The sequence below is a fragment of the Pseudomonas sp. GL-RE-29 genome (assembly GCF_019947275.1).
GTDB classification, from domain to species: domain Bacteria; phylum Pseudomonadota; class Gammaproteobacteria; order Pseudomonadales; family Pseudomonadaceae; genus Aquipseudomonas; species Aquipseudomonas fluorescens_A.
This window is the reverse complement of record NZ_JAGYGD010000024.1, coordinates 26,521-52,981: the sequence shown is the minus strand read 5'-3', so window position 1 is coordinate 52,981 and position 26,461 is coordinate 26,521. Positions and strand designations below refer to the sequence as shown.

Sequence of the window (26,461 nt, the reverse complement as noted above, 5' to 3'; positions counted from 1 at the left end):
AAAACCTCTGGCGGGGTGATCCTTTGGGAAAACGTGTGTATGATGCGGCAGCCGGGAAATTCCCGGCTTTTTTGCGTCTGCATGTTTGATTGCTGTTTTGTGCGGATGCCCGAGCCTGACGGCTCGACAGGTTTTACGAGGAAAGTGCTTGGCGAAGCCCATTTCAGGCTTTTCGCTTCGTCGCTCATGCGCGGGGTTTGCGCTGAGCTGATCATTTTCTGCTTCACTCAAGGCTCGCCCAAAGGCTTGCCGCCCGGATCATAGGGGAATGGCGTAATGGCAACGGTAGACCGCTGGCTGCTGCCAGATGGCATCGAAGAAGTACTGCCACCGGAAGCGGCGCGCATTGAAGTCGCGCGTCGTCAGGTGTTGGATCTGTTCCAGAGCTGGGGTTACGAGTTCGTCGTGACTCCCCATATCGAGTACCTGGAATCCCTGCTGACCGGCGCGGGCCAGGACCTGGATCTGCGTACCTTCAAGGTCATCGACCCGCAGTCGGGCCGGCAGATGGGTTTCCGCGCTGACATCACGCCACAGGTCGCGCGTATCGATGCGCACACCCTGCGTCGCGAAGGTCCGAGCCGCCTGTGCTACGCCGGCAGTGTGCTGCATGCTCAGCCCCGTGCCTTGTCGTCCTCGCGCAGCCCGATCCAGTTGGGCGCCGAGTTGTATGGCGATGGCAGCCCGAGCAGCGACGTCGAAGTCATCAGCCTGATGCTGGCCATGCTGCAACTGGCCGATGTGCCAGATGTGCACATGGATCTGGGGCATGTCGGTATCTACCGCGGCCTGGCCCGTGCCGCCGGTTTGTCCGGTGAAGTTGAACAACAGTTGTTCGATGCGTTGCAACGCAAGGCCATTGATGAGGTCATTACCTTGACCGAAGGCCTGCCGACCGATCTGTCGGGCATGCTGCGGGCGTTGGTCGATCTGTGTGGCGGTCGTGAAGTGCTGGCAGCTGCGCGTGAGCGTCTGGCCAAGGCGCCGGCCCCGGTTCTCGCGGCGCTGGACGATTTGCTGGCGATTGCCGAGCGTCTGTCCGTGCGTTTCCCGGAGCTGCCGCTTTACTTCGACCTGGGCGAGTTGCGCGGTTACCACTACCACACCGGTGTGGTGTTCGCGGTGTTCGTGCCGGGTGTTGGCCAGTCCATTGCCCAGGGCGGTCGTTACGACGACATCGGCGCCGATTTTGGTCGCGCCCGTCCGGCAACCGGCTTCTCCACCGATTTGAAAACCCTGGTGACCCTGGGGCGTGCTGAGATCGAGCTACCGTCTGGCGGTATCTGGATGCCTGACAGTACGGATGCGGCACTCTGGCAGCAGGTTTGCCAGTTGCGCAGTGAGGGTCAGCGTGTCGTTCAGGCTTTGCCTGGGCAACCTTTGGCCGCCGCCCGTGAAGCGGACTGCGACCGGCAATTGATTCAGCAGAACGGGCTTTGGCAAGTATCGCCACTGGCTTCTTGAGTTTTCCTGCCGGCTGCCGCCGGCACCAAGTTTGCGCGAATGAGGACAAGTGTTATGGGTAAGAATGTCGTAGTCCTGGGCACCCAATGGGGTGATGAGGGCAAAGGCAAGATCGTTGATCTGCTGACCGAACATGCTGCCGCCGTAGTGCGCTACCAGGGTGGCCACAACGCTGGTCACACCCTGGTGATCGACGGCGAAAAAACCGTCTTGCACCTGATCCCGTCGGGCGTGCTGCGCGAAGGCGTGCAGTGCCTGATCGGTAACGGCGTGGTGGTTGCACCTGACGCCCTGCTGCGCGAGATCACCAAGCTGGAAGAGAAGGGTGTGCCGGTGCGCGAGCGCCTGCGTATCAGCCCGTCCTGCCCGCTGATCCTGTCCTTCCACGTTGCGCTGGATCAGGCCCGTGAAAAGGCCCGTGGCGAGCTGAAGATCGGTACCACCGGTCGCGGCATCGGCCCGGCTTACGAAGACAAGGTTGCACGTCGTGGCCTGCGTGTGGGCGACCTGCTCAACATGCCGCGCTTTGAAGACAAGCTGCGTGAACTGGTGGATTACCACAACTTCATGCTGGTGGGTTACTACAAAGAGCCAGCCATCGAGTTCGACAAGACCCTGGCCGAGTGCAAAGAATACGCTGAGCTGCTCAAGCCGCTGATGCTGGACGTGACTGCCGAGCTGCACGACCTGCGTCGCGCTGGCAAAGACATCATGTTCGAGGGCGCCCAAGGTTCCCTGTTGGACATCGACCACGGCACCTACCCGTACGTGACCAGTTCGAACACCACCGCTGGCGGCGTTGCTACCGGTTCGGGCGTTGGTCCGATGTTCCTGGACTACATTCTGGGCATCACCAAGGCTTACACCACGCGTGTAGGTTCGGGTCCATTCCCGACAGAGCTGTTCGACGAAGTCGGCGCGCACTTGGCCAAACAAGGTCACGAGTTCGGCGCGACGACCGGCCGTGCTCGTCGTTGTGGCTGGTTCGATGCCGTAATCCTGCGTCGCGCTATCGATGTGAACAGCATCTCGGGCATTTGCCTGACCAAGCTGGACGTACTCGACGGTCTGGAAACCATCAATATCTGCGTCGGCTACAAAGATGCACAAGGTAATGCGGTTGCCCCGACTGATGCGGACAGCTACGTAGGTCTGCAGCCTGTATACGAAGAAGTGCCTGGCTGGACCGAGTCGACCGTGGGTGCCAAAACCCTGGAAGAGCTGCCAGCTAATGCTCGTGCTTACATCAAGCGCGTCGAAGAGCTGATCGCTGCACCGATCGACATTATTTCGACGGGTCCGGACCGCAACGAAACCATCGTTCTGCGCCATCCGTTTGCCTGATAAGCTGTTGATGTAAAACACAAAGGCCCCTTAATCGGGGCCTTTGTCGTTTATGCCTGTTGGACGGCATGACCTTTGCTATTAGCTTTGATTAAAACGCCACTTTTGGCGTGCCATCAATTTAATGGCGCTTATGCAGAGGGATATCAAGTGTCGGCCGTTCTCTCATTGTTACAAAGCCGTCTCTTGCGGCCAGTGTTCGTTACCCTCGGTATCGCCCTATTGGTGCAGGTGCTGGTGGCTGTTGCCCTGACCCGGAGCACAGTGACTGCGCTGGAAGCAGACTTGGGTGTGCGTCTGGGGGCGGACAGTCAAAAACTCTCCGGCGAACTTGAGCAGGCGGGGCGTGAAGTCACCTCGAGTCTCGACAGCCTCTCCACCAGTACGCGTCAACGACTCACGGCCGGTTTGTCCTCGCGTTTGGAGGAGGAGCAGGCGCAATTGCGGGCCACGCTGGAAAAAGACCTGAAGGACTCCGCCAATGACATGGCGCAGCTTCTGGCGTCGGTCGCACCCCGCGCCATGTGGGACAGCGACGTTCCGACCCTTTCCGAATTCGCCCGCCGGGCGCAGCGCAATCCCAACGTGTTGTTCGTCGTGTACGACGACGCAACAGGTCAACACCTGACGCGCTACCTCAACCGGGAAAATCCGATCAACAAGGCCTTGTTGGAAAAAGGTCAGGGTGAACGGGCGCTGGACAAGGTGTTGGACGCGGCGAAGAACGATCCGTCGGTCTACTACCTCGAGGCCTCGATCAATCCCAATGGCGTGGAAATCGGCAAGGTCTTGATGGGTGTCTCCACGGCTTCGGTGGAAACCGATCTCGCGGCCCTCGACAAGCGCTTCTCGGCCCTGATTGCCAGCAGCGATCAACTGGTGGGCGACAGCCTCAAGGGCGCGGCGGCGGACAGCGCAGCCGCAATGCGTGCGCGCCTGACCTCCGCTCAGTCCACCGCCTCTGAAATGAAAGCCAACACCACCAGCACCGTGCAGGAAGCGGCAGCCACTTTGCGCTGGCGCATCGGCATGGGCCTGGCGCTGGTAGGCGCCGGCGTTCTGCTGTTGCTCGCCGTGGTACTCGGGCGTCGTGTGGTTAACCGCCTGAAAATGCTGATTGCCGCCATGGACGATCTGGCCGCTGGCGAAGGTGATCTGACCAAGCGTGTGCAGATCAACAGTAAGGACGAAATCGGCGACATGGCCTCGGCGGTCAACCGTTTTGTGGATAAATTGCAGCCGATCGTGCGGGAGGCGGGTGATGTGGCCCAACGTACCGGCGTGGAAATCGGCGCCATGACCCTGCGCAATGCCGGCGCCGATGCGGCGGCGGGCCTGCAGCGCGATGAAGTGGCCGAGAGCCTGCGTGCGTTGTCGCGGATGGCGGACGAAGCTCAGTCGGAAAGCCATGCCATGCAAGCGGCTTTGAAACAGGTTGTGGATATCCGCCAGGCCACTGATGAAAACACTCGGACCTCGGCGAAAGTCGGCGGTCTGATCGAGGCGTTGGCCGGTCAGGTCGATACCGGGGCGCAAGTCATCGAGCGATTGGCGCAGCAAAGTGAGCAGATTGAAGTGGTGCTGACGGTGATTCACGGGATCGCCGAGCAAACCAACCTGCTGGCGCTGAACGCGGCCATCGAGGCGGCGCGAGCCGGGGAAACCGGACGCGGGTTTGCGGTGGTGGCTGACGAGGTTCGGGCGCTGGCGAGCAAGACCCAGAGCTCCACGGGCGATATTCAGGCGCATATTGTCGCGCTGCAGCAGGGCGCACGCGAGGCGGTGGCGGCGATCGGGCAGGCCGGGCGCCAGGCCAGCGAAGGTTTGCTGGTGTTGCGTGACAGTGCGCGGTTGCAGCAATCAGTGCAGGCGTCGGTGGAGCAAGTGCATGCGGCGATCGGTCTGGCGACCCAGGCGGCGGCACATCAGGCGCAAGGCGCACAGGCGGTGCGTGGTCGGGTCGAGACCATTCATGCGCAGGCCGAGAAAGCGGCTCAGGCGGTGGTGGAAACCACGGCCAGCGGCAAAGTGCTGGATGGGTTGGCGGCGCAGTTGAAGGCGAGCTTGGGGCAGTTCAGGGCTTGATGCCTTAAAGATCAAAAGATCGCAGCTTGCGGCAGCTCCTACATGGGAATACGCGTTTCACTGTAGGAGCTGCCGCAGGCTGCGATCTTTTTGCTTTATCAGCGGCTCAAATACATCCGGGTCGTTAACAGGTAGACGGGCAACCCCGACACCAATATCAGTAGCGCCGCATAAGGCGCCGCCGCCGCAAATTCCACATTCGCGGTATGCGCCCAAACTTCGGTAGCCAGCGTATTAAGCCCGGTCGGGCTCAATAGCAAGGTCGCCGTCAGCTCCTTCATCGCATCCAGAAACACCAGCGCGAACGCCGCTCCCAGCGCCGGAAAGATGATCGGCAGGGTCACTCGGCAGAACGCGCTGAACGACGATGCACCCAGCGTACGGGCCGCCTCTTCCAGTTGCGGTGCGGCCTTGTTCAGCGCCGTGCGGATCGGTGCCTGAGCCAGCGGCAGAAACAGCAGCGCATAAGCGATCAGCAACAATGCCGACGTCTGGTACAGCGCTGGCACATAGTGCAAGGCGAAATAGACCAGGGTCAGTGCGATGACCAATCCTGGCAGTGCATGCAGCAGATACGGCAAGCGTTCAGCCCAGATTGCCAATTGGCCTTTGTATCGCACGACCAACAGTCCCACCGGCACCGCCAGAACCAGGCAAAGCGCCGCGCCGCCCAGCGACAGCGCCAGGGACGAAAGCAGCGCTTCTCCGATGGCTGCCACCGGGAATGCCGCCGACGAGCCCACGGCCAGCCAATACGCCAGCATCCCCAGCGGAATGCCGCTGCCGATAATGGCCAGCAACAGGCAGTAAAGTTGTCCGGCGATCGCCCACGGTCCCAGACGAACCTGCTCCGCTTGCCTCGCTGCGCCTTGCCCTGTGCGAACGTGTCGGCCCTTGCCGCGAACGCGCAATTCCAGCCACAGCAGCATCAAGCACAGGGCCAGCAACACCGCCGACAGCATCGCGGCGTTGGCGTTGCTGAATTCCAGCTCAAACTGTTGATAGATCGCTGTGGTGAAGGTTTGCAGGCCGATGATCGACAGCGCGCCGAACTCCACCAGCATGTGCAGGGCGATCAGCAGGGAGCCGCCAAGCAGCGATGGCCAGAGCAAGGGCAGGGTGACTTTGAAGAACACACCCCAGCGATTCTGACCGAGGGTGCGGGCAGACTCTTCCAGGGACGGGTCAAGATTGCGCAGGGTTGCCGCGACCGGCAGAAAGATCAGCGGATATTTGGACAGGCTCATCACCAGAATCGCCCCGCCCAAACCTTCGAACTGAGCGCTCAGCGAAACCCAAGTGAAGCTGCTGACGAACGCTGGTACGGCGAACGGCAGGCACAGAATCACGCCCCAGAGCCGCCGTCCCGGCAGATTACTGCGTTCCAGCAGCCACGCCAGCGACAGGCCGATCACGCCGCACGCCAGCGTAACGCCGACCATCAGCGCAAGGGTGTTGCGCAGCAAACCAAACACATACGGCCGCCACAGCAGATGCAGCGCTTCGGCCCAACCCGCTTGCCAGGTCTTGAGCCCGACATAGGCCAGTGGCAGCAGGCTGAGTACGACCAGCAACAAAACCGGCAGCAGCAGCCAGATCGATGGCTGCTTGCGCCGCGGTACGTAACCGCCGTGTGCTGTGGGTGCGGGAAGCGATGGGTTCATCAGTTCAGACCAACATCACGTTCCAGGTCCAGGGCTTCTTCGGCATTGCCGAGGTCGGCTGGCGTGACGTTTGGTGCTTCCAGTTCGCTGAACGGCTTGAGGCCGCGATCCGACTCCATGCCCTTGTGCAGTGGATATTCAGCGGTGGTCTGGGTGATCACGCGCTGACCTTCTTCGCTGGCCATGTAGGCGAGGAATTGCTGGGCTTCTTTTGGATGCTTGCTGGATTTAAGTACGGCGGCGCTGGAAACCGTGATCAATCCACCGACGTCGCCACCGGTGAAGTAGTGCAGTTTCGAATCCAGCTGGCCTTTTTCGCGCTGCAAGGCGAACCAGTAGTAGTTGTTCACTAGAACAGTGGCCACTTCGCCGTTTTCCACAGCCTTCAACGCGACCATGTTGTTGCTGTAGGTCTTGCCGAATGCGCGCAGGCCGGTCAGCCATTCTTCGGCGGCGTCCATGCCGTGGACCTTGATGATCGCAACGGCTTGTTCCTGGAATGCACCGCTGGTAGGCACGAAGCCGACCTTGCCTTGCCATTTCGGATCGGAGAATTCCATCACCGATTTCGGCAGGTCTTTTTCATCGATCAGTTTCGGGTTGAAGGCAACGACGCGAACCCGGGCGGTTACGCCAATCCAGGTGCCATTGCCGGCGACGTATTCCTTGGGCAGAACCGCCAGGGTTGAATCGTCGGCCTTGGCCAGGAGCCCTTGTTCACCGAGTTTGTTCAGCGGTGGTGATTCTTCGGTGTAGATCACGTCGGCGGGGGAGCGATCACCTTCTTCGACGACTTGGCTGGCGAGCTGGTTGCTGCTGCCTTTGCGTACATTGACGTGAATGCCGGTCTTGGCTTCGAAGGCTTTGGCGATGGCATCGCCGACCTCCTTGTGTTGACCGTTATAGAGTGTCAGGGAAACTGGATCAGCAGCCTGGGTGAGGGGAGTGGCGATTGCCAGGCCGAGCAGGGTGATGGTCAGGCCGCGGCGCAGGGTATTTCGAAACATCATTCGCAGGGTTCCTCACTGTCGCATTGCAAAAACTTGCAACAATGATAAACGATATTGTTTCTCAAATGCGCCTTGCAGTGAGGGAGTCGTTCTGTTGGGGCAGGGTGAGGATGCTCATTGTGGCGAGGGAGCTTGCTCCCGCTCGGCTGCGAAGTAGTCGTATATTCTGCAGGCGGGATCTGACTCAAGGAAGAACTCGGGCCGCTTCGCGCCCAGCGGGAGCAAGCTCCCTCGCCACAAAAGGCTCAGCGCTGAAAATTTCAGAAGGGCAGAAACGCAAAAACCCGCTTTCGCGGGTTTCTGTGAAATCCAAGATCGTAACCTTGAATTTGAATTGGTGCCCAGAAGAAGACTCGAACTTCCACGACCTTGCGGTCACCAGCACCTGAAGCTGGCGTGTCTACCAATTTCACCATCTGGGCATTCATCTTCAGCGTTGCCGCTGTTGATGTGGCGCACTATACGGAGAGCGTTTTGATCTGTAAACCCCTGATTTTAAAATTAATAAACCAGTGGTCCAGAATGCAGAAAACCCGCTTTCGCGGGTTTTGTGTGAGCCTTGAAATTGATCTAATCTCAAGCTCGAAATTGGTGCCCAGAAGAAGACTCGAACTTCCACGACCTTGCGGTCACCAGCACCTGAAGCTGGCGTGTCTACCAATTTCACCATCTGGGCAGTATCGGCAACGTTGTCCGTCGTCGATGGCGCGCACTATACGGAGCGTCTTTTTAACTGTAAACCCCCGTCATCAAAAAAACCTGGAAAATTTCGCCAGCGGTCTGCAAATCAGCTTTGATGTGTCGATACAGGGCTTTAGATGGGTCGTCTTAGCTTGAAATTTCCCGTTTCATTACGCCTATGCCAAACTAACCCGCATATAGACAAGGTGAAAACTCTCTAATGGCCGATTGGCAGTCCCTCGATCCCGAGGCCGCTCGTGAAGCGGAAAAATATGAAAACCCTATCCCTAGCCGCGAACTGATCCTTCAGCACCTTGCTGATCGAGGTTCGCCTGCTAACCGCGAGCAGCTGGTCGAAGAGTTTGGTCTGACCACAGAAGACCAGATCGAAGCCCTGCGCCGCCGCCTGCGCGCCATGGAGCGCGATGCTCAACTCATCTATACCCGTCGCGGCACGTATGCACCGGTGGACAAGCTCGACCTGATCCTCGGTCGCATCAGCGGTCACCGTGACGGTTTCGGTTTCCTGGTGCCGGACGACGGCAGTGACGACCTGTTCATGAGCCCGGCGCAAATGCGCCTGGTGTTCGACGGTGACCGTGCCCTGGCCCGTGTTTCCGGCCTGGACCGTCGTGGTCGCCGCGAAGGCATGATCGTTGAAGTGGTGTCCCGCGCTCACGAAACCATCGTCGGCCGCTATTTCGAAGAGGGCGGTATCGGTTTCGTGGTTGCCGACAATCCGAAGATCCAGCAGGAAGTGCTGGTGACACCGGGTCGTAACGCCAACGCGCAGATCGGTCAGTTCGTCGAAGTGAAGATCACTCACTGGCCGACGCCACGTTTCCAGCCGCAGGGCGACGTGGTTGAAGTTGTGGGCAACTACATGGCGCCGGGCATGGAAATCGATGTCGCCCTGCGTACCTACGACATTCCTCACGTCTGGCCAGACGCCGTGCTCAAGGAAGCCGGCAAGCTCAAGCCGGAAGTCGAAGAGAAAGACAAAGAGAAGCGCATCGACCTGCGTCATCTGCCGTTCGTCACCATCGACGGCGAAGATGCCCGCGACTTCGATGATGCGGTCTACTGCGAAGCCCGTCCGGGCAAGCTTCGCCTGTTCTCCGGCGGCTGGAAGTTGTACGTGGCGATCGCCGACGTATCCAGCTACGTGAAACTCGGTTCGGCGCTGGATGCCGAGGCCCAGGTTCGCGGCAACTCGGTGTACTTCCCCGAGCGCGTGATCCCGATGCTGCCTGAGCAGTTGTCCAACGGACTTTGCTCGCTGAACCCGCAAGTCGATCGTCTGGCCATGGTTTGCGAGATGACCATCTCCAAATCCGGCGAAATGACCGACTACTGCTTCTACGAAGCGGTGATCCACTCCCATGCTCGTCTGACTTACAACAAAGTCAGCGCGATGCTCGAAACGCCGAAAGCCACCGAAGCGCGCAAGCTGCGCGGTGAGTACACCGACGTTGTGCCGCACCTCAAGCAGCTCTACTCGCTGTACAAGGTGCTGTTGGCCGCCCGTCATGTGCGTGGCGCGATCGATTTCGAAACCCAGGAAACCCGGATCATCTTCGGCTCCGAGCGCAAGATCGCCGAAATCCGGCCGACCGTGCGCAACGATGCGCACAAGCTGATCGAGGAATGCATGCTGGCGGCCAACGTGGCCACCGCTGAATTCCTGAAAAAGCACGAAATTCCTGCGCTGTACCGCGTTCACGATGGTCCGCCACCAGAGCGTCTGGAAAAACTGCGCGCGTTCCTTGGCGAGCTGGGTCTGTCCCTGCACAAAGGCAAGGACGGCCCATCGCCGAAGGATTACCAGGCACTGCTGGCCGGGATCAAGGATCGTCCGGATTTCCACCTGATCCAGACCGTCATGCTGCGTTCGTTGAGCCAAGCGGTGTACAGCGCTGATAACCAGGGTCACTTCGGCCTGAATTACGAAGCGTACACTCACTTCACTTCGCCGATCCGCCGCTACCCGGACTTGCTTACGCATCGGGCAATCCGCAGCGTGATCCATTCGAAACAGGACACCCCGCACGTTCGCCGTGCTGGTGCGATGACTATTCCGAAGGCGCGCATCTATCCGTACGACGAGGCGGCCCTGGAGCAACTCGGCGAGCAGTGCTCGATGAGCGAGCGCCGTGCCGACGAAGCGACCCGTGACGTAGTGAACTGGCTCAAGTGCGAGTTCATGAAAGATCGCGTGGGCGAGTCGTTCCCGGGTGTGATTACCGCAGTGACCGGTTTTGGTCTGTTCGTTGAACTGACCGACATCTACGTCGAAGGCCTGGTGCACGTCACCGCGCTGCCGGGCGATTACTACCACTTCGATCCTGTGCACCACCGCCTGGCCGGTGAGCGTACCGGTCGCAGCTTCCGCTTGGGCGACACCGTTGAAGTGCGTGTCATGCGCGTCGATCTCGACGAGCGCAAGATCGACTTCGAGATGGCTGAAAAAACCATCAGCGCGCCGATCGGTCGCAAAAAACGCGGCACCGAAACCGCAGCGCCAGCCGCCAAAACCGCAGCAGAGCCGGCCCCGGCGAAAACCGGTCGTCGTCCTGCCAAGGAGAAGGCTGTCGAAGCCTATCGCCCGAGCGATGCAGCGGCTAAAAATGCCGAAGTGCGCAAAAGTCGTGAAATGAAAAAGGCCTTGCTGGCCGATGCGAAAAGCGGCGGTAAAGCGGCGTCTGCGGGAAAGACCGGACGGTCGGCGCCTGAAAAGGCCCCCGGCGGCAAGCCAGCAAAACCAAGCAAACATCGTAAAGGCCCGCCAAAAGCGGGTTCCGCTCCAGCTGCGAAAAGCGGCGGGGCGCGTAAACCTAAGGCCAAGCCATGAGTCAGTTGGAAAAAATCTACGGCGTGCATGCGGTAGAAGCGTTGCTGCGTCATCACCCGAAACGCGTCAAGCAGATCTGGCTGGCGGAAGGTCGCAATGACCCTCGGGTCCAGACGCTGATTGAGCTGGCCAACGAAAATCGGGTCCAGGTCGGCCAGGCCGAGCGCCGTGAAATGGACGCCTGGGTTGAAGGCGTGCACCAGGGCGTGGTCGCGGACGTAAGTCCGAGCCAGGTCTGGGGTGAGGCGATGCTCGACGAGTTGCTCGATCGCACCGAAGGCGCGCCGTTGCTGCTGGTGCTCGACGGCGTGACCGATCCGCACAACCTCGGTGCCTGCCTGCGTTCCGCCGATGCGGCGGGCGCGCTGGCGGTGATTGTGCCGAAGGACAAGTCAGCGACCCTGACTCCGGTTGTACGAAAAATCGCCTGCGGCGCAGCGGAAGTGATTCCGCTGGTTGCCGTGACGAACCTGGCGCGCACTTTGGAAAAACTCCAGCAGCGCGGCTTGTGGGTTGTCGGTACGGCTGGTGAAGCTGAGGTCAGCCTGTATGACCAGGACCTCACTGGTCCGACCATCCTGATCATGGGGGCCGAAGGCAAGGGCATGCGTCGCTTGACCCGCGAGCATTGCGACTATCTGGTGAACCTGCCGATGGCCGGTAGCGTCAGCAGCCTCAACGTTTCGGTGGCAACCGGCGTTTGCCTGTTCGAAGCCCAGCGTCAGCGCAGCGTCAAGGCCAAGGCTGCCGCCAAGAAGTCCTGATTCCCGCATAACCTGTAGGGGCTGGCTTGCTGGCGATTCAAGCGACTCGGTTTGTCTGACATACCGAGTCGCTTGAATCGCCAGCAAGCCAGCTCCTGCAGTTATAGGGTAAATGGGGGTTGTTCAAATAATCACCAATTACCTTGCGCCTCTCTCGACCCTTCTCTACAATTGCGCCCCTTGCTGTGATGGCAGGCACGCATGTGTCTAGCGTCCGCAAGTCCATAAGTGTCATTCACTCCTTGTCTGACCGCTTTTGAGCGGCAGGCTACAACCCGTAAGGAGCATTCATGCGTCATTACGAAATCATCTTTTTGGTCCACCCGGATCAAAGCGAGCAAGTCGGCGGCATGGTTGAGCGTTACACCAAGCTGATCGAAGAAGACGGCGGCAAAATCCACCGTCTGGAAGATTGGGGCCGTCGTCAACTGGCCTACGCAATCAACAATGTTCACAAGGCTCACTACGTGATGCTGAACGTTGAGTGCACTGGCAAGGCCCTGGCCGAGCTGGAAGACAACTTCCGCTACAACGATGCAGTGATCCGTAACCTGGTCATCCGTCGCGAAGAAGCCGTTACCGGCCAATCCGAGATGCTCAAGGCTGAAGAAAACCGCAGTGAGCGCCGTGAGCGTCGCGACCGTCCTGAGCACGAAGGCGCTGAAAGCGCTGACAGTGATGACAGCGACAACAGCGATAACGCTGACGAGTAATCCACGGACCTTTTAAGGAGCCTATCAAATGGCACGTTTCTTCCGTCGTCGTAAATTCTGCCGCTTCACCGCTGAAGACGTGAAAGAGATCGATTACAAAGATCTCAACACTCTGAAAGCCTACGTATCCGAGACCGGCAAAATTGTTCCAAGCCGCATCACCGGTACCAAAGCTCGTTATCAGCGTCAGCTGGCCACCGCTATCAAGCGCGCCCGCTTCCTGGCCCTGCTGGCCTACACCGACAGCCACGGCCGCTGAGACCGGGCAGTCGACACGTAGCAAAGGATTGAATGTATGCGTGCCTTAGCTGAGTTCATCATGCGGGGCCGTATGCAGGCCACTCTGGTAGTGGCTGGATGCGCGGCATTGCCGTTGTTGTATTGGTTGGGTGCTGCCGCCGGATGCCTTGTGCTCCTGCGGCGCGGATTGAGGGACGCCTTGGGCGTTCTTGCTCTGGGACTGCTGCCGGCATTGGTCTGGTGGCTTAAATTCGACGACCCACGGGCACTTCTGGTGCTGCTGGGGTCTTCGGGCCTTGCGTTGGTTTTGCGCGCAAGCGAGTCCTGGAACCGCGTGCTGCTGGTCAGCATAGCGATGGGAGTGGTGTTTTCAGTGGTGCTGGGGACGGCTTTTGGTCCTCAGATCGAGATGCTGGCGCAGGCTTTGATAAAAGTCATGCCGTCGCTACTCGGTGAGGTCTACCAGAAGATGTCGGTAGACGAGCAAGCGCGTTTCGCGTCCCTGATAGCACCAATCCTGACCGGCCTGATTGCGGCCTTGTTGCAAATCGTCAGTGTGCTGAGCCTGATTATCGGGCGCTACTGGCAGGCGTTGTTGTACAACCCCGGTGGTTTCGGTCGCGAGTTTCGCGCCATCCGAATCCCGCTGGGTCCCGCGATGTTGCTGCTGGCGGGCATGGTTGTGACACCGAATTTCGGTGCCCAGATGTCCATGCTTGTGCCGTTGTGCAGCGTACCGCTGGTTTTCGCCGGGCTGGCCCTGATTCACGGGCTGGTGGCGCGAAAGCGACTGGCCAAATTCTGGCTGGTGGGGTTGTACGTCACGCTGTTGCTGTTCATGCAGCTGATCTATCCGTTGCTGGTGGTCCTGGCCATCGTCGACAGCCTGATTGATTTTCGCGGTCGTCTGGCGTCGAAAGACGCCGATAACGCGAACGGTGAAGGTTAAAAGTTAAGAGGATTTTCACATGCAACTGATCCTTCTGGAAAAAGTCACCAACCTGGGCAACCTGGGTGACAAAGTGAACGTTAAGGCTGGTTACGGTCGTAACTACCTGCTGCCTTACGGCAAAGCTACCGCCGCGACCCCAGCCAACCTGGCTGCGTTCGAAGAGCGTCGTGCTGAGCTGGAAAAAGCAGCAGCAGATCGTAAATCGTCGGCTGAAAGCCGCGCTGCCCAACTGGCCGAGCTGGAAGTGACTATCACTGCCACCGCTGGTGACGAAGGCAAGCTGTTCGGTTCGATCGGTACTCACGACATCGCTGACGCACTGACCGCCTCCGGCGTTGAAGTGCAGAAGAGCGAAGTTCGTCTGCCGAACGGCACCATCCGCAACGTAGGTGAATTCGACGTAGCCGTGCACCTGCACGCCGAAGTTGAAGCCACCGTACGCGTTGTCGTGGTAGCAGCTTAAGCAGCACTTGTCGGCTGGCACCCTCGGGTGCTTGCCGGTAACATCGGGCACGATCCTGTTTACAGGTCGTGCCCTTTGTCTTTCTGGTAACACCTGTTTTCAAACCCCTGCTTTTCCTTAAAAAACCAAGTGGCCATGAACGAAATCTCCGCTCCCGAGCAATACGATCTGCAAACCGCCGCGCTGAAAGTGCCGCCGCATTCCATCGAGGCCGAACAGGCTGTACTCGGTGGTCTGATGCTGGACAACAACGCCTGGGAACGCGTGCTCGACCAAGTCTCCGACGGCGATTTCTATCGACATGACCACCGACTGATTTTCCGTGCGATCGCCAAACTGGCCGATCAGAACTCCCCGATCGACGTCGTGACCCTTGCCGAGCAATTGGACAAGGAAGGTCAGACTTCGCAAGTCGGTGGCCTCGGTTACCTTGGCGAGCTGGCGAAGAACACGCCGTCCGTCGCCAACATCAAGGCCTATGCGCAAATCGTTCGCCAGCGAGCGACGTTGCGCCAACTGATCGGCATCAGCACCGAGATCGCCGACAGCGCTTTCAACCCGGAAGGCCGTACCGCCGAGGAAATCCTCGACGAAGCCGAGCGTCAGATCTTCGCGATTGCCGAGGCCCGCCCGAAAACCGGCGGCCCGGTAGGTGTGAATGACCTGTTGACCAAGGCCATTGACCGCATCGACACCTTGTTCAACACCGACAACGCCATCACCGGCCTGTCCACCGGTTACACCGACCTCGACGAGAAAACCAGCGGCCTGCAACCGGCCGACCTGATCATCGTCGCCGGCCGTCCATCGATGGGTAAAACCACCTTCGCCATGAACCTGGTGGAAAACGCCGTACTGCGCAGCGACAAAGCGGTGTTGGTGTATTCCCTCGAGATGCCAGGTGAATCGCTGGTCATGCGTATGCTCTCCTCGTTGGGGCGGATTGATCAGACCAAGGTGCGTTCCGGCCAACTGGAAGATGACGACTGGCCGCGCCTGACCTCGGCGGTCAACCTGCTCAACGATCGCAAGCTGTTCATCGACGATACCGCCGGCATCAGCCCGTCGGAAATGCGTGCGCGTACCCGACGTCTGGCGCGGGAACACGGTGACATCGGCCTGATCATGATCGACTACCTGCAACTGATGCAGATTCCAGGATCGGGCGGCGACAACCGAACGAACGAGATTTCTGAAATCTCGCGTTCCTTGAAGGCTCTGGCCAAGGAATTCAACTGCCCGGTGGTTGCCCTGTCCCAGCTCAACCGCTCCCTGGAGCAACGACCGAACAAGCGGCCAATCAACTCCGACCTCCGGGAATCCGGAGCGATCGAGCAGGACGCCGACGTCATCATGTTTGTGTACCGCGACGAGGTGTATCACCCCGAAACCGAGCACAAAGGCATTGCCGAAATCATCATCGGCAAACAGCGGAACGGCCCGATCGGGTTTATCCGCCTGGCCTTTATCGGTAAGTACACGCGATTCGAGAACCTGGCGCCGGGTAGCTATAACTTTGATGATGACGAATGATTTATAGCACCTGATCGGGCCCCATCGCTGGCAAGCCAGCTCCCACAGGGTTCTGTGTGATACCAAAATAGCAGGTACACCATAAATCATTGTGGGAGCTGGCTTGCCAGCGATGGGGTCACCGCAATTTCCGACCACAGCCGTCGGAATTGGTCAAAATTTGTGCTATATTCCGCGCCCGCGAAATTCAATGAAAGCCAACACCGGTTATCGACATGCAAGCAGCCAAGCCGTTATTTGACTATCCCAAGTACTGGGCCGAATGTTTCGGGCCAGCGCCATTCCTGCCAATGAGCAGGGAGGAGATGGATCAGCTTGGCTGGGATTCCTGCGACATCATCATCGTCACCGGTGATGCCTACGTCGATCACCCGTCGTTCGGCATGGCAATCATCGGCCGGCTGTTGGAGTCCCAGGGCTTCCGCGTCGGGATCATTGCCCAGCCAAACTGGCAGTCCAAAGACGATTTCATGAAGCTCGGCGAGCCGAATCTGTTCTTCGGTGTCGCGGCCGGCAACATGGACTCGATGATCAACCGCTACACCGCGGACAAGAAAATCCGTTCCGACGACGCCTACACCCCGGGTGGCCTGGCGGGCAAGCGTCCGGACCGCGCAAGCCTGGTCTACAGCCAGCGCTGCAAGGAAGCCTACAAAAACGTGCCAATCGTGCTCGGTGGCATCGAAGCGTCCCTGCGCCGCATCGCTCACTACGATTACTGGCAGGATCGGGTTCGCAACTCGATCCTGATCGACGCCTGCGCCGACATCCTGCTCTACGGCAACGCCGAGCGTGCGATCGTCGAAGTCGCCCAGCGCCTGTCCTACGGCCACAAGATCGAAGACATCACCGACGTGCGCGGCACCGCGTTCATTCGTCGCGACACGCCGAAAGACTGGTACGAAGTCGATTCCACTCGCATCGACCGTCCGGGCAAGATCGACAAGATCATCAACCCGTACGTGAACACCCAGGACACTCAGGCCTGCGCGATCGAGCAGGAAAAAGGTCCGGTTGAAGATCCGCAGGAAGCCAAGGTCGTGCAAATCCTGGCCAGCCCGAAGATGACCCGCGACAAGACCGTGATTCGTCTGCCGTCGGTGGAAAAAGTCCGTGGCGACGCCGTTCTGTATGCTCACGCCAACCGCGTGCTTCACCTGGAAACCAACCCGGGCAACGCCCGTGCGCTGGTGCAGAAACATGGCGAAGTCGATGTCTGGTTCAACCCGCCACCGATTCCGATGACCACCGAAGAAATGGACTACGTGTTCGGCATGCCTTACGCGCGCATTCCGCACCCGGCGTACGGCAAGGAGAAAATTCCAGCCTACGACATGATCCGTTTCTCGGTGAACATCATGCGTGGCTGCTTCGGCGGCTGCACCTTCTGCTCGATTACCGAGCACGAAGGCCGGATCATCCAGAACCGTTCCCACGAGTCGATCATTCGCGAAATCGAAGAAATTCGTGACAAGGTCCCTGGCTTTACCGGCGTGATCTCCGACCTCGGCGGCCCGACCGCTAACATGTACCGCATCGCGTGCAAGAGCCCGGAAATCGAATCCGCGTGCCGCAAGCCATCGTGCGTGTTCCCTGGCATTTGCCCGAACCTGAACACCGACCACTCGGCGCTGATCCAGCTGTATCGCAGTGCCCGTGAATTGCCGGGTGTGAAGAAGATCCTGATTGCTTCCGGCCTGCGCTACGACCTCGCGGTCGAGTCGCCGGAGTACGTGAAAGAGCTGGTGACCCACCACGTCGGTGGCTACCTGAAGATCGCCCCGGAACACACCGAGGAAGGTCCGCTCAACCAGATGATGAAACCGGGCATCGGCAGCTATGACAAGTTCAAGCGCATGTTCGAGAAGTACTCCAAGGAAGCGGGCAAAGAGCAGTACCTGATTCCGTACTTCATCGCCGCCCACCCGGGCACCACCGATGAAGACATGATGAACCTGGCACTGTGGCTCAAGGGCAACGGTTTCCGTGCCGACCAGGTGCAGGCGTTCTACCCGTCGCCGATGGCCACCGCCACCGCGATGTACCACTCGGGCAAGAACCCGCTGCGCAAGGTGACTTACAAGTCTGACGCGGTGACCATCGTCAAGAGCGAAGAGCAGCGTCGTCTGCACAAGGCGTTCTTGCGTTATCACGACCCGAAAGGCTGGCCGATGCTGCGTGAAGCGCTGACCCGCATGGGCCGCGCCGACCTGATCGGCCCTGGCAAGAACCAGTTGATCCCGCTGCACCAGCCGTCCACCGACAGCTACCAGAGTGCCCGTCGCAAGAACTCGACGCCGGCCGGCAGCCACAAGGTTGCAGGGGAAAAGACCACCAAGATCCTGACCCAGCACACTGGCTTGCCACCGCGCGCCAGCGATGGCGGTAATCCGTGGGACAAGCGTGAACAGGCCAAGGCAGCGGCATTCGCCCGCAACCAGCAGGCGGCCAAGGATCGCAAGGATGCGGCTAAAGGCAAGGGGCCAAAGCCGACCCGCAAGCCAGTCGTGCCACGCTAAGCTGCGCTTGAGCTGAACAGAACGCCAACCTTCGGGTTGGCGTTTTGCATTTCAGGGTGAAGATCAAAAGATCGCAGCCTGCGGCAGCTCCTACAGGGAAACGCGAACTCCTGTGTAGGAGCTGCCGCAGGCTGCGATCTTTTGATCTTCGCCACATTTACGTGCAAACGATGCAAACCATTTTCCCGCCTCGCCCGATTTTGGTGCTGTACTGCCTCCAGTAACCGGAGAAAGCGCCAGCGCTGCTGGATGGCATAAGTCTTGCGCGCTTTCGAATACGCTTAGGGCTCGCAGGAGGCACGCCGTGTCGATTCATGTCGCATTGCACCACGTCACGCATTACCGCTACGACCGCGCCATCGAGCTCGGTCCGCAGATCGTTCGCCTGCGCCCGGCCGCCCACAGTCGCACGCGGATTCTGTCCTATGCGCTGAAAGTGTCGCCCGAGCAGCACTTCATCAACTGGCAGCAGGACCCGCAGGGCAATTACCTGGCGCGTCTGGTGTTCCCGGAGAAAACCAGCGAGTTGCGGATCGAAGTCGATCTGTTGGCCGAAATGGCGGTGTTCAATCCATTCGACTTCTTCCTTGAACCGTACGCCGAAAAAATCCCTTTCGCCTACGCCGCAGACGAGCGCAAGGAACTGGCGCCGTACTTGGAAACCTTGCCGCTGACGCCAAAATTCAAGGCGTATCTGGACGGTATTGATCGCACGCCGTTGCCCGCTGTGGATTTCCTCGTCGCCCTCAACCAGCGCCTGAGCGAAGACATCGGCTACCTGATCCGCATGGAACCGGGTGTGCAAACGCCCGAGCACACCCTCGAACAGGCTTCCGGCTCCTGCCGCGATTCCGCGTGGTTGCTGGTGCAACTGCTGCGCAACCTGGGTCTGGCCGCGCGATTTGTTTCCGGCTACTTGATCCAGCTGACGGCCGATGTGAAGAGCCTCGACGGACCTTCGGGTACCGAAGTCGACTTCACCGATCTGCACGCCTGGTGCGAAGTGTATTTGCCCGGCGCTGGCTGGATCGGCCTGGACGCGACGTCAGGGCTGTTTGCCGGTGAAGGACACATTCCGTTGGCCTGTAGTCCCGATCCGTCCTCAGCGGCACCCATCAGTGGCTTGGTGGAACCGTGCGAGTGCGAATTCAGCCACGAAATGTCGGTGGAGCGGATTTGGGAAGCGCCACGGGTAACCAAGCCCTACACCGAAGAGCAGTGGCTGGCGATTCAGACGCTGGGCCGGCAGATCGATGCCGACCTGCTGGAAGGTGATGTGCGCCTGACCATGGGGGGCGAGCCGACCTTCGTGTCCATCGACGACCCGGATGGTGCAGAGTGGAATACCGCTGCATTGGGCCCGGACAAACGTCGTCTGTCCGCCGAACTGTTCCAGCGCATGCGCCAGCACTACGCACCCAAGGGCCTGGTGCATTTCGGGCAGGGCAAGTGGTACCCCGGCGAGCAATTGCCGCGCTGGTCACTCAACTGCTACTGGCGCCGCGATGGCGTGCCGATCTGGCACAACGCCGCGCTGATCGCCGACGAGCAGGAAGACTACGGCGCCAATGGCGAATTGGCTGGGCGTTTCCTGGCGAGCGTTGCCGAACGCCTGAAAATTCCGACACGTTTCGTGTTCCCGGCCTACGAAGACAATTTCTATTACCTCTGGCGCGAAGGCACTTTGCCGCAGAATGTCAGCGCCGAAGACTCGCGCCTGGAAGAACCGCTCGAGCGTGCGCGTTTGCGCAAAGTCTTCAGCCAGGGCCTGGACAAAGTGATTGGCCAAGTCCTGCCGCTGGCGCGCACCGCCAAGGGTGATCAGTGGCAGAGCGGACGCTGGTATTTGCGTGACGAGCATTGCCGACTGGTGCCGGGGGATTCGCCGCTGGGCTATCGCTTGCCGCTCGGCTCGCAGCCTTGGGTGAAAGCGGCGGAGTATCCGTTCATTCATCCGCAGGACCCGAATCAGGATTTCCCGCCACTACCCGATACCGCGCAACTGCAGAGCCAAGGCACTGCTGCCCTTGTTGAGGATCGAGCTCCGAAAGTAGACGAGTCCGCCGACTGGCTGACTCGCACCGCGTTTTGCGCCGAGGCGCGCGAAGGACGGTTGTACCTGTTCATGCCGCCGCTGGAGCGGGTCGAGGACTACCTGGAACTGGTCGCTGCCATCGAAGCCACTGCCGAAGAACTGCGTTGCCCGGTTCTGCTGGAAGGCTATGAACCGCCGAGCGATCCGCGTTTGAGCAACTTCCGCGTCACGCCGGATCCGGGCGTGATTGAGGTCAACGTTCAGCCATCCGCGACGTGGGACGAGTTGGTCGAGCGCACTGAATTCCTCTACGAAGAGGCACGCCAGACGCGCCTGACCACCGAGAAATTCATGATCGACGGCCGACACACCGGCACCGGCGGAGGTAACCATTTCGTACTGGGTGGCGCGACACCGGCTGACTCACCGTTTCTGCGGCGTCCGGATTTGCTGCGCAGCCTGATCAGTTACTGGCATAACCATCCGTCGCTGTCCTATCTGTTTTCCGGATTGTTCATTGGGCCGACTTCGCAAGCGCCGCGCGTTGATGAAGCGCGCAACGATGCCTTGTATGAACTGGAAATCGCCTTCGCGCAGATGCCTGAGCCAGGCGAGGAGTGTGCGCCGTGGCTGGTCGACCGGTTGCTGCGCAATCTGTTGATCGACGTCACCGGCAACACCCACCGTGCCGAATTCTGCATCGACAAACTCTATTCGCCCGATGGAGCGACAGGTCGCCTTGGCTTGCTGGAACTGCGCGCCTTCGAAATGCCGCCCCACGCACGCATGAGCCTGGCCCAGCAGTTATTGCTGCGGGCGCTGGTGGCGCGGTTCTGGCGCGAGCCGTATGCGCCGCCAAAACTGGCGCGCTGGGGCACGGAGCTGCACGACCGCTTCCTGTTGCCGCACTTTATCGAACAGGATTTCGCCGACGTCATCGTCGATCTCAACGCCGCCGGTTATCCGGTGCGGGCCGAGTGGTTTGCGGCGCATCTGGAATTCCGTTTTCCCAAGGTCGGTGATTACGCCGTCAGTGGCGTGGCGCTGGAACTGCGTCAGGCGCTTGAGCCGTGGCATGTGCTGGGCGAGGAGGGCGCGGTCGGTGGCACGGTGCGTTACGTGGATTCGTCGCTGGAGCGCTTGCAGGTCAAGCTCACCGGTCTGGCGCCCCAGCGTTATCTGCTGACCTGCAACGGGATCCCGGTGCCGTTGCAGCCGACAGGGCGGGTTGGCGAGTTTGTCGCGGGGGTACGTTTCCGCGCGTGGCAACCGGCCAATTGTCTGCAACCGACCATCCCGGTGCATGCGCCGCTGGTGTTCGACCTGCTCGACACCTGGATGGGCCGCTCCTTGGGCGGTTGCCAGTACCACGTAGCCCACCCGGGCGGGCGCAACTATGACAGCTTGCCGGTGAACGCCAACGAGGCTGAGAGCCGGCGAATGGCGCGTTTCTTCCGGATCGGACACACGCCTGGGAAACTTCCTATACCGATTCTGGAAATTAACGACGAGCTGCCGATGACTCTCGATTTGCGACGTTTCTAAACCGTACGCGACGCTCGGATTTTTCGTATATCCGGGCGTCATGAGCCTGCGTTAGTCTGACCGTTCCTTGCTGTCTGCCGAGCTTTCCATGCCTGACCTGCTAGACCGCTACCCGCTGACAGCGGGCACCTATCATGAACTGCTCGACGACAGCGGCGCGGTACGCCCGCACTGGCGTCGATTGTTCGACCAATTGCAGCGCAGCACGCCAGCGCAACTGGTGCAGCGTCAGGCATTGTTGAGCCGGCAGATTCAGGAAAACGGCGTCACCTACAACGTCTACGCCGACCCAAAGGGCGCCGATCGCCCGTGGGAACTCGATCTGCTGCCCCATGTCATTGCGGCTGATGAATGGGACCAGTTGTCGGCGGGCATCGCCCAACGCGCTCGACTGCTCAATGCCGTGCTGGCCGACCTGTACGGGCCGCAACGCTTGATCGCTGAAGGTTTGCTGCCCGCCGAACTGGTATTTGGCCACAACAACTTCCTCTGGCCTTGTCAGGGCATCAGCCCGCCTGACGGGGCCTTCTTGCATCTATATGCCGTGGATCTGGCGCGCACCCCCGATGGTCGCTGGTGGGTGACGGCGGACCGCACGCAAGCGCCGTCCGGTGCCGGTTATGCGCTGGAAAACCGCACGATCGTGTCCCGGGCCTTCCCTGAGCTGTACCGTGACTTGAAGGTGCAGCATCTGGCCGGATTCTTCCGCACGCTTCAGGAGACGCTCGCCCGCCAGGCGCCGAGCGATGACGAAGCGCCGCTAATCGTGTTGCTGACGCCGGGACGATTCAACGAAAGCTACTTCGAACATCTCTATCTGGCGCGCCAACTCGGTTATCCCTTGGTGGAGGGCGGCGACCTTACGGTGCGCGATGCCACGGTTTACTTGAAAACCCTGAATGGCCTGCGTCGGGTCCACGCGATCATGCGCAGGCTCGACGATGACTTCTGCGATCCGCTGGAACTGCGCACTGATTCGGCCCTTGGCGTGCCGGGGCTGCTCGAAGCCGTGCGGCAGGGGCGGGTGCTGGTGGCCAATGCCCTCGGCAGCGGCGTGCTGGAGTCGCCGGGTTTGCTGGGGTTTCTGCCGAGGATCAATCAGTTTCTGTTTGGTGAAGAGCTGATCCTGCCGTCCATTGCCACGTGGTGGTGCGGTGAGGCGCCGGTTCTGGCCCAAGCCCTGGAAAAACTGCCGGAACTGCTGATAAAACCAGCGTTTCCGTCCCAGAGCTTCGCTCCGGTTTTTGGCCGGGACTTGAGTGAAAAACAGCGTCAGGCGCTTGCCGAGCGCATGCAGGCGCGGCCTTACGCTTATGTTGCGCAAGAACTCGCGCAGTTGTCCCAAGCGCCAATTTGGCAAGCCGAGGACGGTCAGTTGCAACCCCGGGCCATCGGCATGCGGGTGTATGCGGTGGCCAGTCGCGACGGCTATCGAGTCCTGCCCGGTGGCTTGACTCGTGTCGCCGCCGAGGCTGATGCCGAAGTGGTGTCGATGCAGCGCGGCGGCGCAAGCAAGGACACCTGGGTGCTGGGTGACCGACCACCGAGCGGCGAACAATGGAAAGCCCAGCGCAACATTGGCGTGCATGATCTGGTTCGACGCGATCCCTATCTGCCGTCACGTGTGGTGGAAAATTTGTATTGGTTCGGCCGTTACTGCGAGCGCTGCGATGACAGCGCGAGGTTGCTGCGGATCATGCTGGCGCGCTATGTCGACGGCGATGACCCGCAGGCGCTGGACGCTGCGGTCAATCTTGGCGAGCGGCTAAATCTGTTGCCTGAAGAAGGTGAACTGTCTGAGCGGTTATTGGCCGCAATCCTCGGCGATGACTGGCCATTCAGCCTGCGTTCCAACCTGCAACGGTTGCAATGGGCGGCGTCGCAGGTGCGCGGCAAGCTCTCGCGGGAAAACTGGCAGGCGCTGGTGGAGTTGCAGCGCGAAGCGATGGAGCTGGAAACCGAAGAACCGGACTTCGGTGAGTTGCTGGACTTCCTCAATCGGTTGGTGATGTCCCTGGCGGCACTGTCCGGGTTTGCCCTGGATGACATGACCCGGGACGAAGGCTGGCGCTTTTTGATGATCGGCCGGCGGATCGAGCGTCTGCAATTCCTCAGTGGCAGTCTGGCGGCGTTCCTGCGTGGTACCGGGGCTTTCGATCAGGCTGGGTTGGAATGGCTATTGGAACTGGGCAACAGCAGCATCACTTACCGCTCGCGTTACCTCGCGGTGGCGCAATTGATCCCGGTGCTTGATCTGTTGTTGCTCGATGAACAGAACCCGCACGCGGTGCTGTTCCAGTTGAAACTGGTGACTCGTTCGCTCAAACGCCTGTGCGACGACTTTGGCGCACCTCGCGAGGCAGGCCTGCCGCAGTTGGTGGAGCGCTTGGCGCGCTTCGATCTGGGCTGCCTGGAAAATCCGTTGTTTGGCGCTGCCAGCGTGCGTGCCGCCATCGAGGGCTTGGCCGGTCTGCTGCAAGAGATTGCCGATGCCAGCGGGCAAGTCTCGGATCGTCTGGCCTTGCGACACTTCGCCCATGTCGATGATGTCAGCCAGCGCACGGTGTCCGTCTGATGAGCGCCCGATACCAGATTTTCCACGACACCCATTATCACTACGACAGCCCGGTGTCTTTGGCCCAGCAACTGGCGCACCTGTGGCCGCGCTCATGCACTTGGCAGCGCTGCACCGCTCAGCAATTGCAGATCAGCCCCGAGCCGACATCACGCCGCGATGAACTGGATGTCTTCGGCAATCCGCTGACTCGCCTGGCGTTCGAGCGTCCGCATGATGAACTGCTGGTCAACGCCAGCCTGACGATCGAAGTGTTGCCCCGACCTGTGCCGGACTTCAAATTGTCTCCGGCATGGGAAGACACTCGCAGCGCGCTGACCTATAGCAGCCAACCGCTTTCGCCCGATTTGCTCGAAGCGTGCCGTTACCGGTTCGAATCGCCTTATGTGCATTTGAAACGCAACTTCGTCGAATTTTCCGAGAGCTGCTTTCCGCCGGGCCGGCCGTTACTGCTTGGCGTTCAGGCCTTGATGGAAAAGATCTTCAGTGAATTCACCTTCGATGCCGAAGCGACGCAAGTGGCGACTCCACTGGTGGAAGTGCTGGAGCGTCGGCGCGGGGTCTGTCAGGACTTTGCGCACCTGATGCTCGCTTGTGTGCGCTCCCGTGGGCTGGCGGCGAGGTACATCAGTGGTTATCTGCTGACGCAGCCCCCACCGGGCCAGCCACGATTGATCGGCGCCGATGCGTCCCATGCCTGGGTGTCGGTGTACTGCCCGGTGCTGGGCTGGGTCGATTTCGATCCGACCAACAATGTGCAGCCGGCGTTGGAACACATCACTTTGGCCTGGGGGCGGGATTTTTCCGATGTGTCGCCGCTACGCGGGGTGATTCTGGGCGGCGGCAATCACGACCCGGAAGTCAGCGTCACCGTAATGCCATTGGAGTAACGAAGATCAACTGTAGGAGCGAGCCTGCTCGCGATGGTCGTTAACGAAAACGCGGGCAGCCTGATACCCCTTGGCGCTCTCAGGTTCATCGCGAGCAGGCTCGCTCCTACAGGGGAATGTGTGGGCATTTCAGGTTGGCCTGTAAGGGTCAGCAAAGGTACTGCTGACCCTGTACACAGATCCGGTGGGCCTGATCAGATCATCCGGCCCGGAGGGTCTCAGGCGTCGGGCGCCTGATCTTTCGGTGCATCAACATCATCTTCTGCTGCCACTTCACCATCAGGGTTCAGTGCTGCTTCTTCAGCTGTAGCTTTCTTGCGCTGAAGCTTTTCCTCTTTCTTCTGCTCCTTGGCCAAGTCACGCTGACGTTTGGCGAAGGAATAATTGGGTTTAGCCATGGGCGATCCTCTGGGGTCGAAGGTGAGGTTGAGCGGCGCGTATTCTGCCCTGTATCGGTGCCGAATCGTTAGTCGGGTTTTTGCTCGACCCATTTCGGCAGCACTGTCGGTTGCCAGCTATCAAGGGCGTCGAGCAGAATTTGCGGCGATTCGCTCACCTGCAGCATGTCACGGTGCGCGGCGCGAACGAAGCCTTCGCCGACGATGTGATCAAGAAAACCGGTGAGTTTGCTGTAAAAACCATTCACTTCCAGCAATCCCAGTGGTTTGCCGTGGTAGCCGAGCTGGCCCCAGGTCCAGACTTCGAACAGCTCTTCGAGCGTGCCCAAGCCACCGGGCAGGGCGATGAACGCGTCGCTGAGTTCGGCCATCCGCGCCTTGCGCGCGTGCATGCCGTCGACCACTTCCAGGCGAGTCAGGCCTTTGTGGCCGATTTCCTTGTCCATGAGGCTTTGCGGAATGATCCCAACCACTTCACCGCCAGCCGCCAGGGCCGCATCAGCGACGATGCCCATCAGGCCTACGGCGCCACCGCCATAAACCAGGGTCAACTGGCGTTCGGCCAACGCTTGGCCCAAGGCTACGGCCGCTTCACGATAAGCGGGGTTGGTGCCAGTGCTGGCACCACAAAATACACAAACGGATGCTAAAGACATGCCTTCCTCCATGGTCGATCAGGACCACAGAGTAAAGGCAGGCGCGCGCCGCTCCAAGGGCTAGACTTCGCGTTTGGGC

The 26,461-nt window shown here is 60.0% G+C and carries 18 protein-coding genes and 2 tRNA genes; 14 read left to right on the top strand and 6 right to left on the bottom strand.

What is annotated here, in order from left to right:
* Positions 1–276 precede the first annotated feature (276 nt).
* From KGB21_RS19615 to KGB21_RS19605, 3 genes are all read left to right on the top strand, one after another.
* Positions 277–1,464 (top strand): ATP phosphoribosyltransferase regulatory subunit, encoded by a 1,188-nt coding sequence (locus KGB21_RS19615; protein WP_034148745.1) that lies wholly within the window; start codon positions 277–279, stop codon positions 1,462–1,464.
* Between the two features lie 54 nt (positions 1,465–1,518).
* Positions 1,519–2,808 carry an adenylosuccinate synthase gene (locus KGB21_RS19610; RefSeq protein WP_034148746.1) on the top strand — a complete coding sequence of 430 codons (1,290 nt, stop codon included), beginning with the start codon at positions 1,519–1,521 and terminating at the stop codon, positions 2,806–2,808.
* Positions 2,809–2,958: 150 nt separating this feature from the next.
* A complete protein-coding gene (locus KGB21_RS19605) occupies positions 2,959–4,893 on the top strand; it encodes a methyl-accepting chemotaxis protein (protein WP_034148747.1) in 1,935 nt (644 codons plus the stop codon).
* Positions 4,894–4,991: 98 nt separating this feature from the next.
* Here KGB21_RS19605 and KGB21_RS19600 read toward each other — a convergent pair whose 3' ends face one another.
* The 4 genes from KGB21_RS19600 to KGB21_RS19585 form a co-directional block, all read right to left on the bottom strand.
* Positions 4,992–6,557 carry an ABC transporter permease gene (locus KGB21_RS19600; protein WP_034148748.1) on the bottom strand — a complete coding sequence of 522 codons (1,566 nt, stop codon included), beginning with the start codon at positions 6,555–6,557 and terminating at the stop codon, positions 4,992–4,994.
* Positions 6,557–7,567 carry an extracellular solute-binding protein gene (locus KGB21_RS19595; protein WP_034148749.1) on the bottom strand — a complete coding sequence of 337 codons (1,011 nt, stop codon included), beginning with the start codon at positions 7,565–7,567 and terminating at the stop codon, positions 6,557–6,559. The genes KGB21_RS19600 and KGB21_RS19595 overlap by 1 nt, the downstream gene beginning before the upstream one ends.
* 335 nt (positions 7,568–7,902) lie before the next feature.
* Positions 7,903–7,989 (bottom strand) — tRNA-Leu (locus KGB21_RS19590).
* Between the two features lie 167 nt (positions 7,990–8,156).
* Positions 8,157–8,243, bottom strand: a tRNA-Leu gene (locus KGB21_RS19585).
* Between the two features lie 225 nt (positions 8,244–8,468).
* Between KGB21_RS19585 and rnr the strand changes: the two genes are divergently transcribed.
* From rnr to KGB21_RS19530, 11 genes are all read left to right on the top strand, one after another.
* Positions 8,469–11,099 (top strand): ribonuclease R, encoded by a 2,631-nt coding sequence (gene rnr, locus KGB21_RS19580; protein WP_034148750.1) that lies wholly within the window; start codon positions 8,469–8,471, stop codon positions 11,097–11,099.
* Entirely contained in the window at positions 11,096–11,863 is a 768-nt protein-coding gene (rlmB, locus tag KGB21_RS19575) for a 23S rRNA (guanosine(2251)-2'-O)-methyltransferase RlmB (RefSeq protein WP_007995003.1), read from the top strand. Before rnr ends, rlmB begins: the two co-directional genes overlap by 4 nt.
* A 290-nt stretch (positions 11,864–12,153) precedes the next feature.
* Positions 12,154–12,576 (top strand): 30S ribosomal protein S6, encoded by a 423-nt coding sequence (gene rpsF / locus KGB21_RS19570; protein ID WP_003217491.1) that lies wholly within the window; start codon positions 12,154–12,156, stop codon positions 12,574–12,576.
* A 28-nt stretch (positions 12,577–12,604) separates the two neighbouring features.
* Positions 12,605–12,835, top strand: a complete 231-nt coding sequence (gene rpsR, locus KGB21_RS19565) for a 30S ribosomal protein S18 (protein WP_002551829.1) — start codon at positions 12,605–12,607, stop codon at positions 12,833–12,835.
* Positions 12,836–12,871: 36 nt separating this feature from the next.
* Positions 12,872–13,765, top strand: a complete 894-nt coding sequence (locus tag KGB21_RS19560; protein WP_034149635.1) for a hypothetical protein — start codon at positions 12,872–12,874, stop codon at positions 13,763–13,765.
* Positions 13,766–13,784: 19 nt separating this feature from the next.
* A complete protein-coding gene (gene rplI, locus KGB21_RS19555; protein WP_034149636.1) occupies positions 13,785–14,231 on the top strand; it encodes a 50S ribosomal protein L9 in 447 nt (148 codons plus the stop codon).
* 135 nt (positions 14,232–14,366) lie between these two features.
* On the top strand, positions 14,367–15,764 hold the full coding sequence (gene dnaB / locus KGB21_RS19550; protein WP_034149637.1) for a replicative DNA helicase: 1,398 nt from the start codon (positions 14,367–14,369) through the stop codon (positions 15,762–15,764).
* A gap of 215 nt (positions 15,765–15,979) precedes the next feature.
* Positions 15,980–18,283, top strand: coding sequence for a YgiQ family radical SAM protein (locus KGB21_RS19545; RefSeq protein WP_223506413.1), 2,304 nt, complete (start codon positions 15,980–15,982; stop codon positions 18,281–18,283).
* 304 nt (positions 18,284–18,587) lie between these two features.
* Positions 18,588–21,863, top strand: a complete 3,276-nt coding sequence (locus KGB21_RS19540) for a DUF2126 domain-containing protein (RefSeq protein WP_223506411.1) — start codon at positions 18,588–18,590, stop codon at positions 21,861–21,863.
* A gap of 88 nt (positions 21,864–21,951) precedes the next feature.
* Positions 21,952–24,438 carry a circularly permuted type 2 ATP-grasp protein gene (locus tag KGB21_RS19535; RefSeq protein ID WP_223506410.1) on the top strand — a complete coding sequence of 829 codons (2,487 nt, stop codon included), beginning with the start codon at positions 21,952–21,954 and terminating at the stop codon, positions 24,436–24,438.
* Entirely contained in the window at positions 24,438–25,328 is an 891-nt protein-coding gene (locus tag KGB21_RS19530; protein ID WP_034149641.1) for a transglutaminase N-terminal domain-containing protein, read from the top strand. The genes KGB21_RS19535 and KGB21_RS19530 overlap by 1 nt, the downstream gene beginning before the upstream one ends.
* Before the next feature lie 218 nt (positions 25,329–25,546).
* Here the strand turns inward: KGB21_RS19530 and KGB21_RS19525 are convergent, their stop codons facing one another.
* Together KGB21_RS19525 and KGB21_RS19520 are read right to left on the bottom strand one after the other, a co-directional pair.
* Positions 25,547–25,726, bottom strand: a complete 180-nt coding sequence (locus KGB21_RS19525) for a hypothetical protein (protein WP_034149642.1) — start codon at positions 25,724–25,726, stop codon at positions 25,547–25,549.
* A 68-nt stretch (positions 25,727–25,794) separates the two neighbouring features.
* Positions 25,795–26,382 (bottom strand): TIGR00730 family Rossman fold protein, encoded by a 588-nt coding sequence (locus KGB21_RS19520; RefSeq protein ID WP_034149643.1) that lies wholly within the window; start codon positions 26,380–26,382, stop codon positions 25,795–25,797.
* Positions 26,383–26,461: the final 79 nt, after the last annotated feature.

Excerpts from the sequence above, each read along its gene's own strand:
- rpsR (WP_002551829.1), top strand. The coding sequence starts at position 12,605 with ATGGCACGTTTCTTCCGTCGTCGTAAATTCTGCCGCTTCACCGCTGAA.
- rplI (WP_034149636.1), top strand. The coding sequence starts at position 13,785 with ATGCAACTGATCCTTCTGGAAAAAGTCACCAACCTGGGCAACCTGGGT.
- KGB21_RS19600 (WP_034148748.1), bottom strand. The coding sequence starts at position 6,557 with ATGAACCCATCGCTTCCCGCACCCACAGCACACGGCGGTTACGTACCG.
- rlmB (WP_007995003.1), top strand. The coding sequence starts at position 11,096 with ATGAGTCAGTTGGAAAAAATCTACGGCGTGCATGCGGTAGAAGCGTTG.
- KGB21_RS19545 (WP_223506413.1), top strand. The coding sequence starts at position 15,980 with ATGCAAGCAGCCAAGCCGTTATTTGACTATCCCAAGTACTGGGCCGAA.
- KGB21_RS19530 (WP_034149641.1), top strand. The coding sequence starts at position 24,438 with ATGAGCGCCCGATACCAGATTTTCCACGACACCCATTATCACTACGAC.
- KGB21_RS19525 (WP_034149642.1), bottom strand. The coding sequence starts at position 25,726 with ATGGCTAAACCCAATTATTCCTTCGCCAAACGTCAGCGTGACTTGGCC.
- KGB21_RS19610 (WP_034148746.1), top strand. The coding sequence starts at position 1,519 with ATGGGTAAGAATGTCGTAGTCCTGGGCACCCAATGGGGTGATGAGGGC.
- KGB21_RS19560 (WP_034149635.1), top strand. The coding sequence starts at position 12,872 with ATGCGTGCCTTAGCTGAGTTCATCATGCGGGGCCGTATGCAGGCCACT.
- KGB21_RS19595 (WP_034148749.1), bottom strand. The coding sequence starts at position 7,567 with ATGATGTTTCGAAATACCCTGCGCCGCGGCCTGACCATCACCCTGCTC.
- dnaB (WP_034149637.1), top strand. The coding sequence starts at position 14,367 with ATGAACGAAATCTCCGCTCCCGAGCAATACGATCTGCAAACCGCCGCG.
- rnr (WP_034148750.1), top strand. The coding sequence starts at position 8,469 with ATGGCCGATTGGCAGTCCCTCGATCCCGAGGCCGCTCGTGAAGCGGAA.
- KGB21_RS19535 (WP_223506410.1), top strand. The coding sequence starts at position 21,952 with ATGCCTGACCTGCTAGACCGCTACCCGCTGACAGCGGGCACCTATCAT.
- rpsF (WP_003217491.1), top strand. The coding sequence starts at position 12,154 with ATGCGTCATTACGAAATCATCTTTTTGGTCCACCCGGATCAAAGCGAG.
- KGB21_RS19520 (WP_034149643.1), bottom strand. The coding sequence starts at position 26,382 with ATGTCTTTAGCATCCGTTTGTGTATTTTGTGGTGCCAGCACTGGCACC.
- KGB21_RS19615 (WP_034148745.1), top strand. The coding sequence starts at position 277 with ATGGCAACGGTAGACCGCTGGCTGCTGCCAGATGGCATCGAAGAAGTA.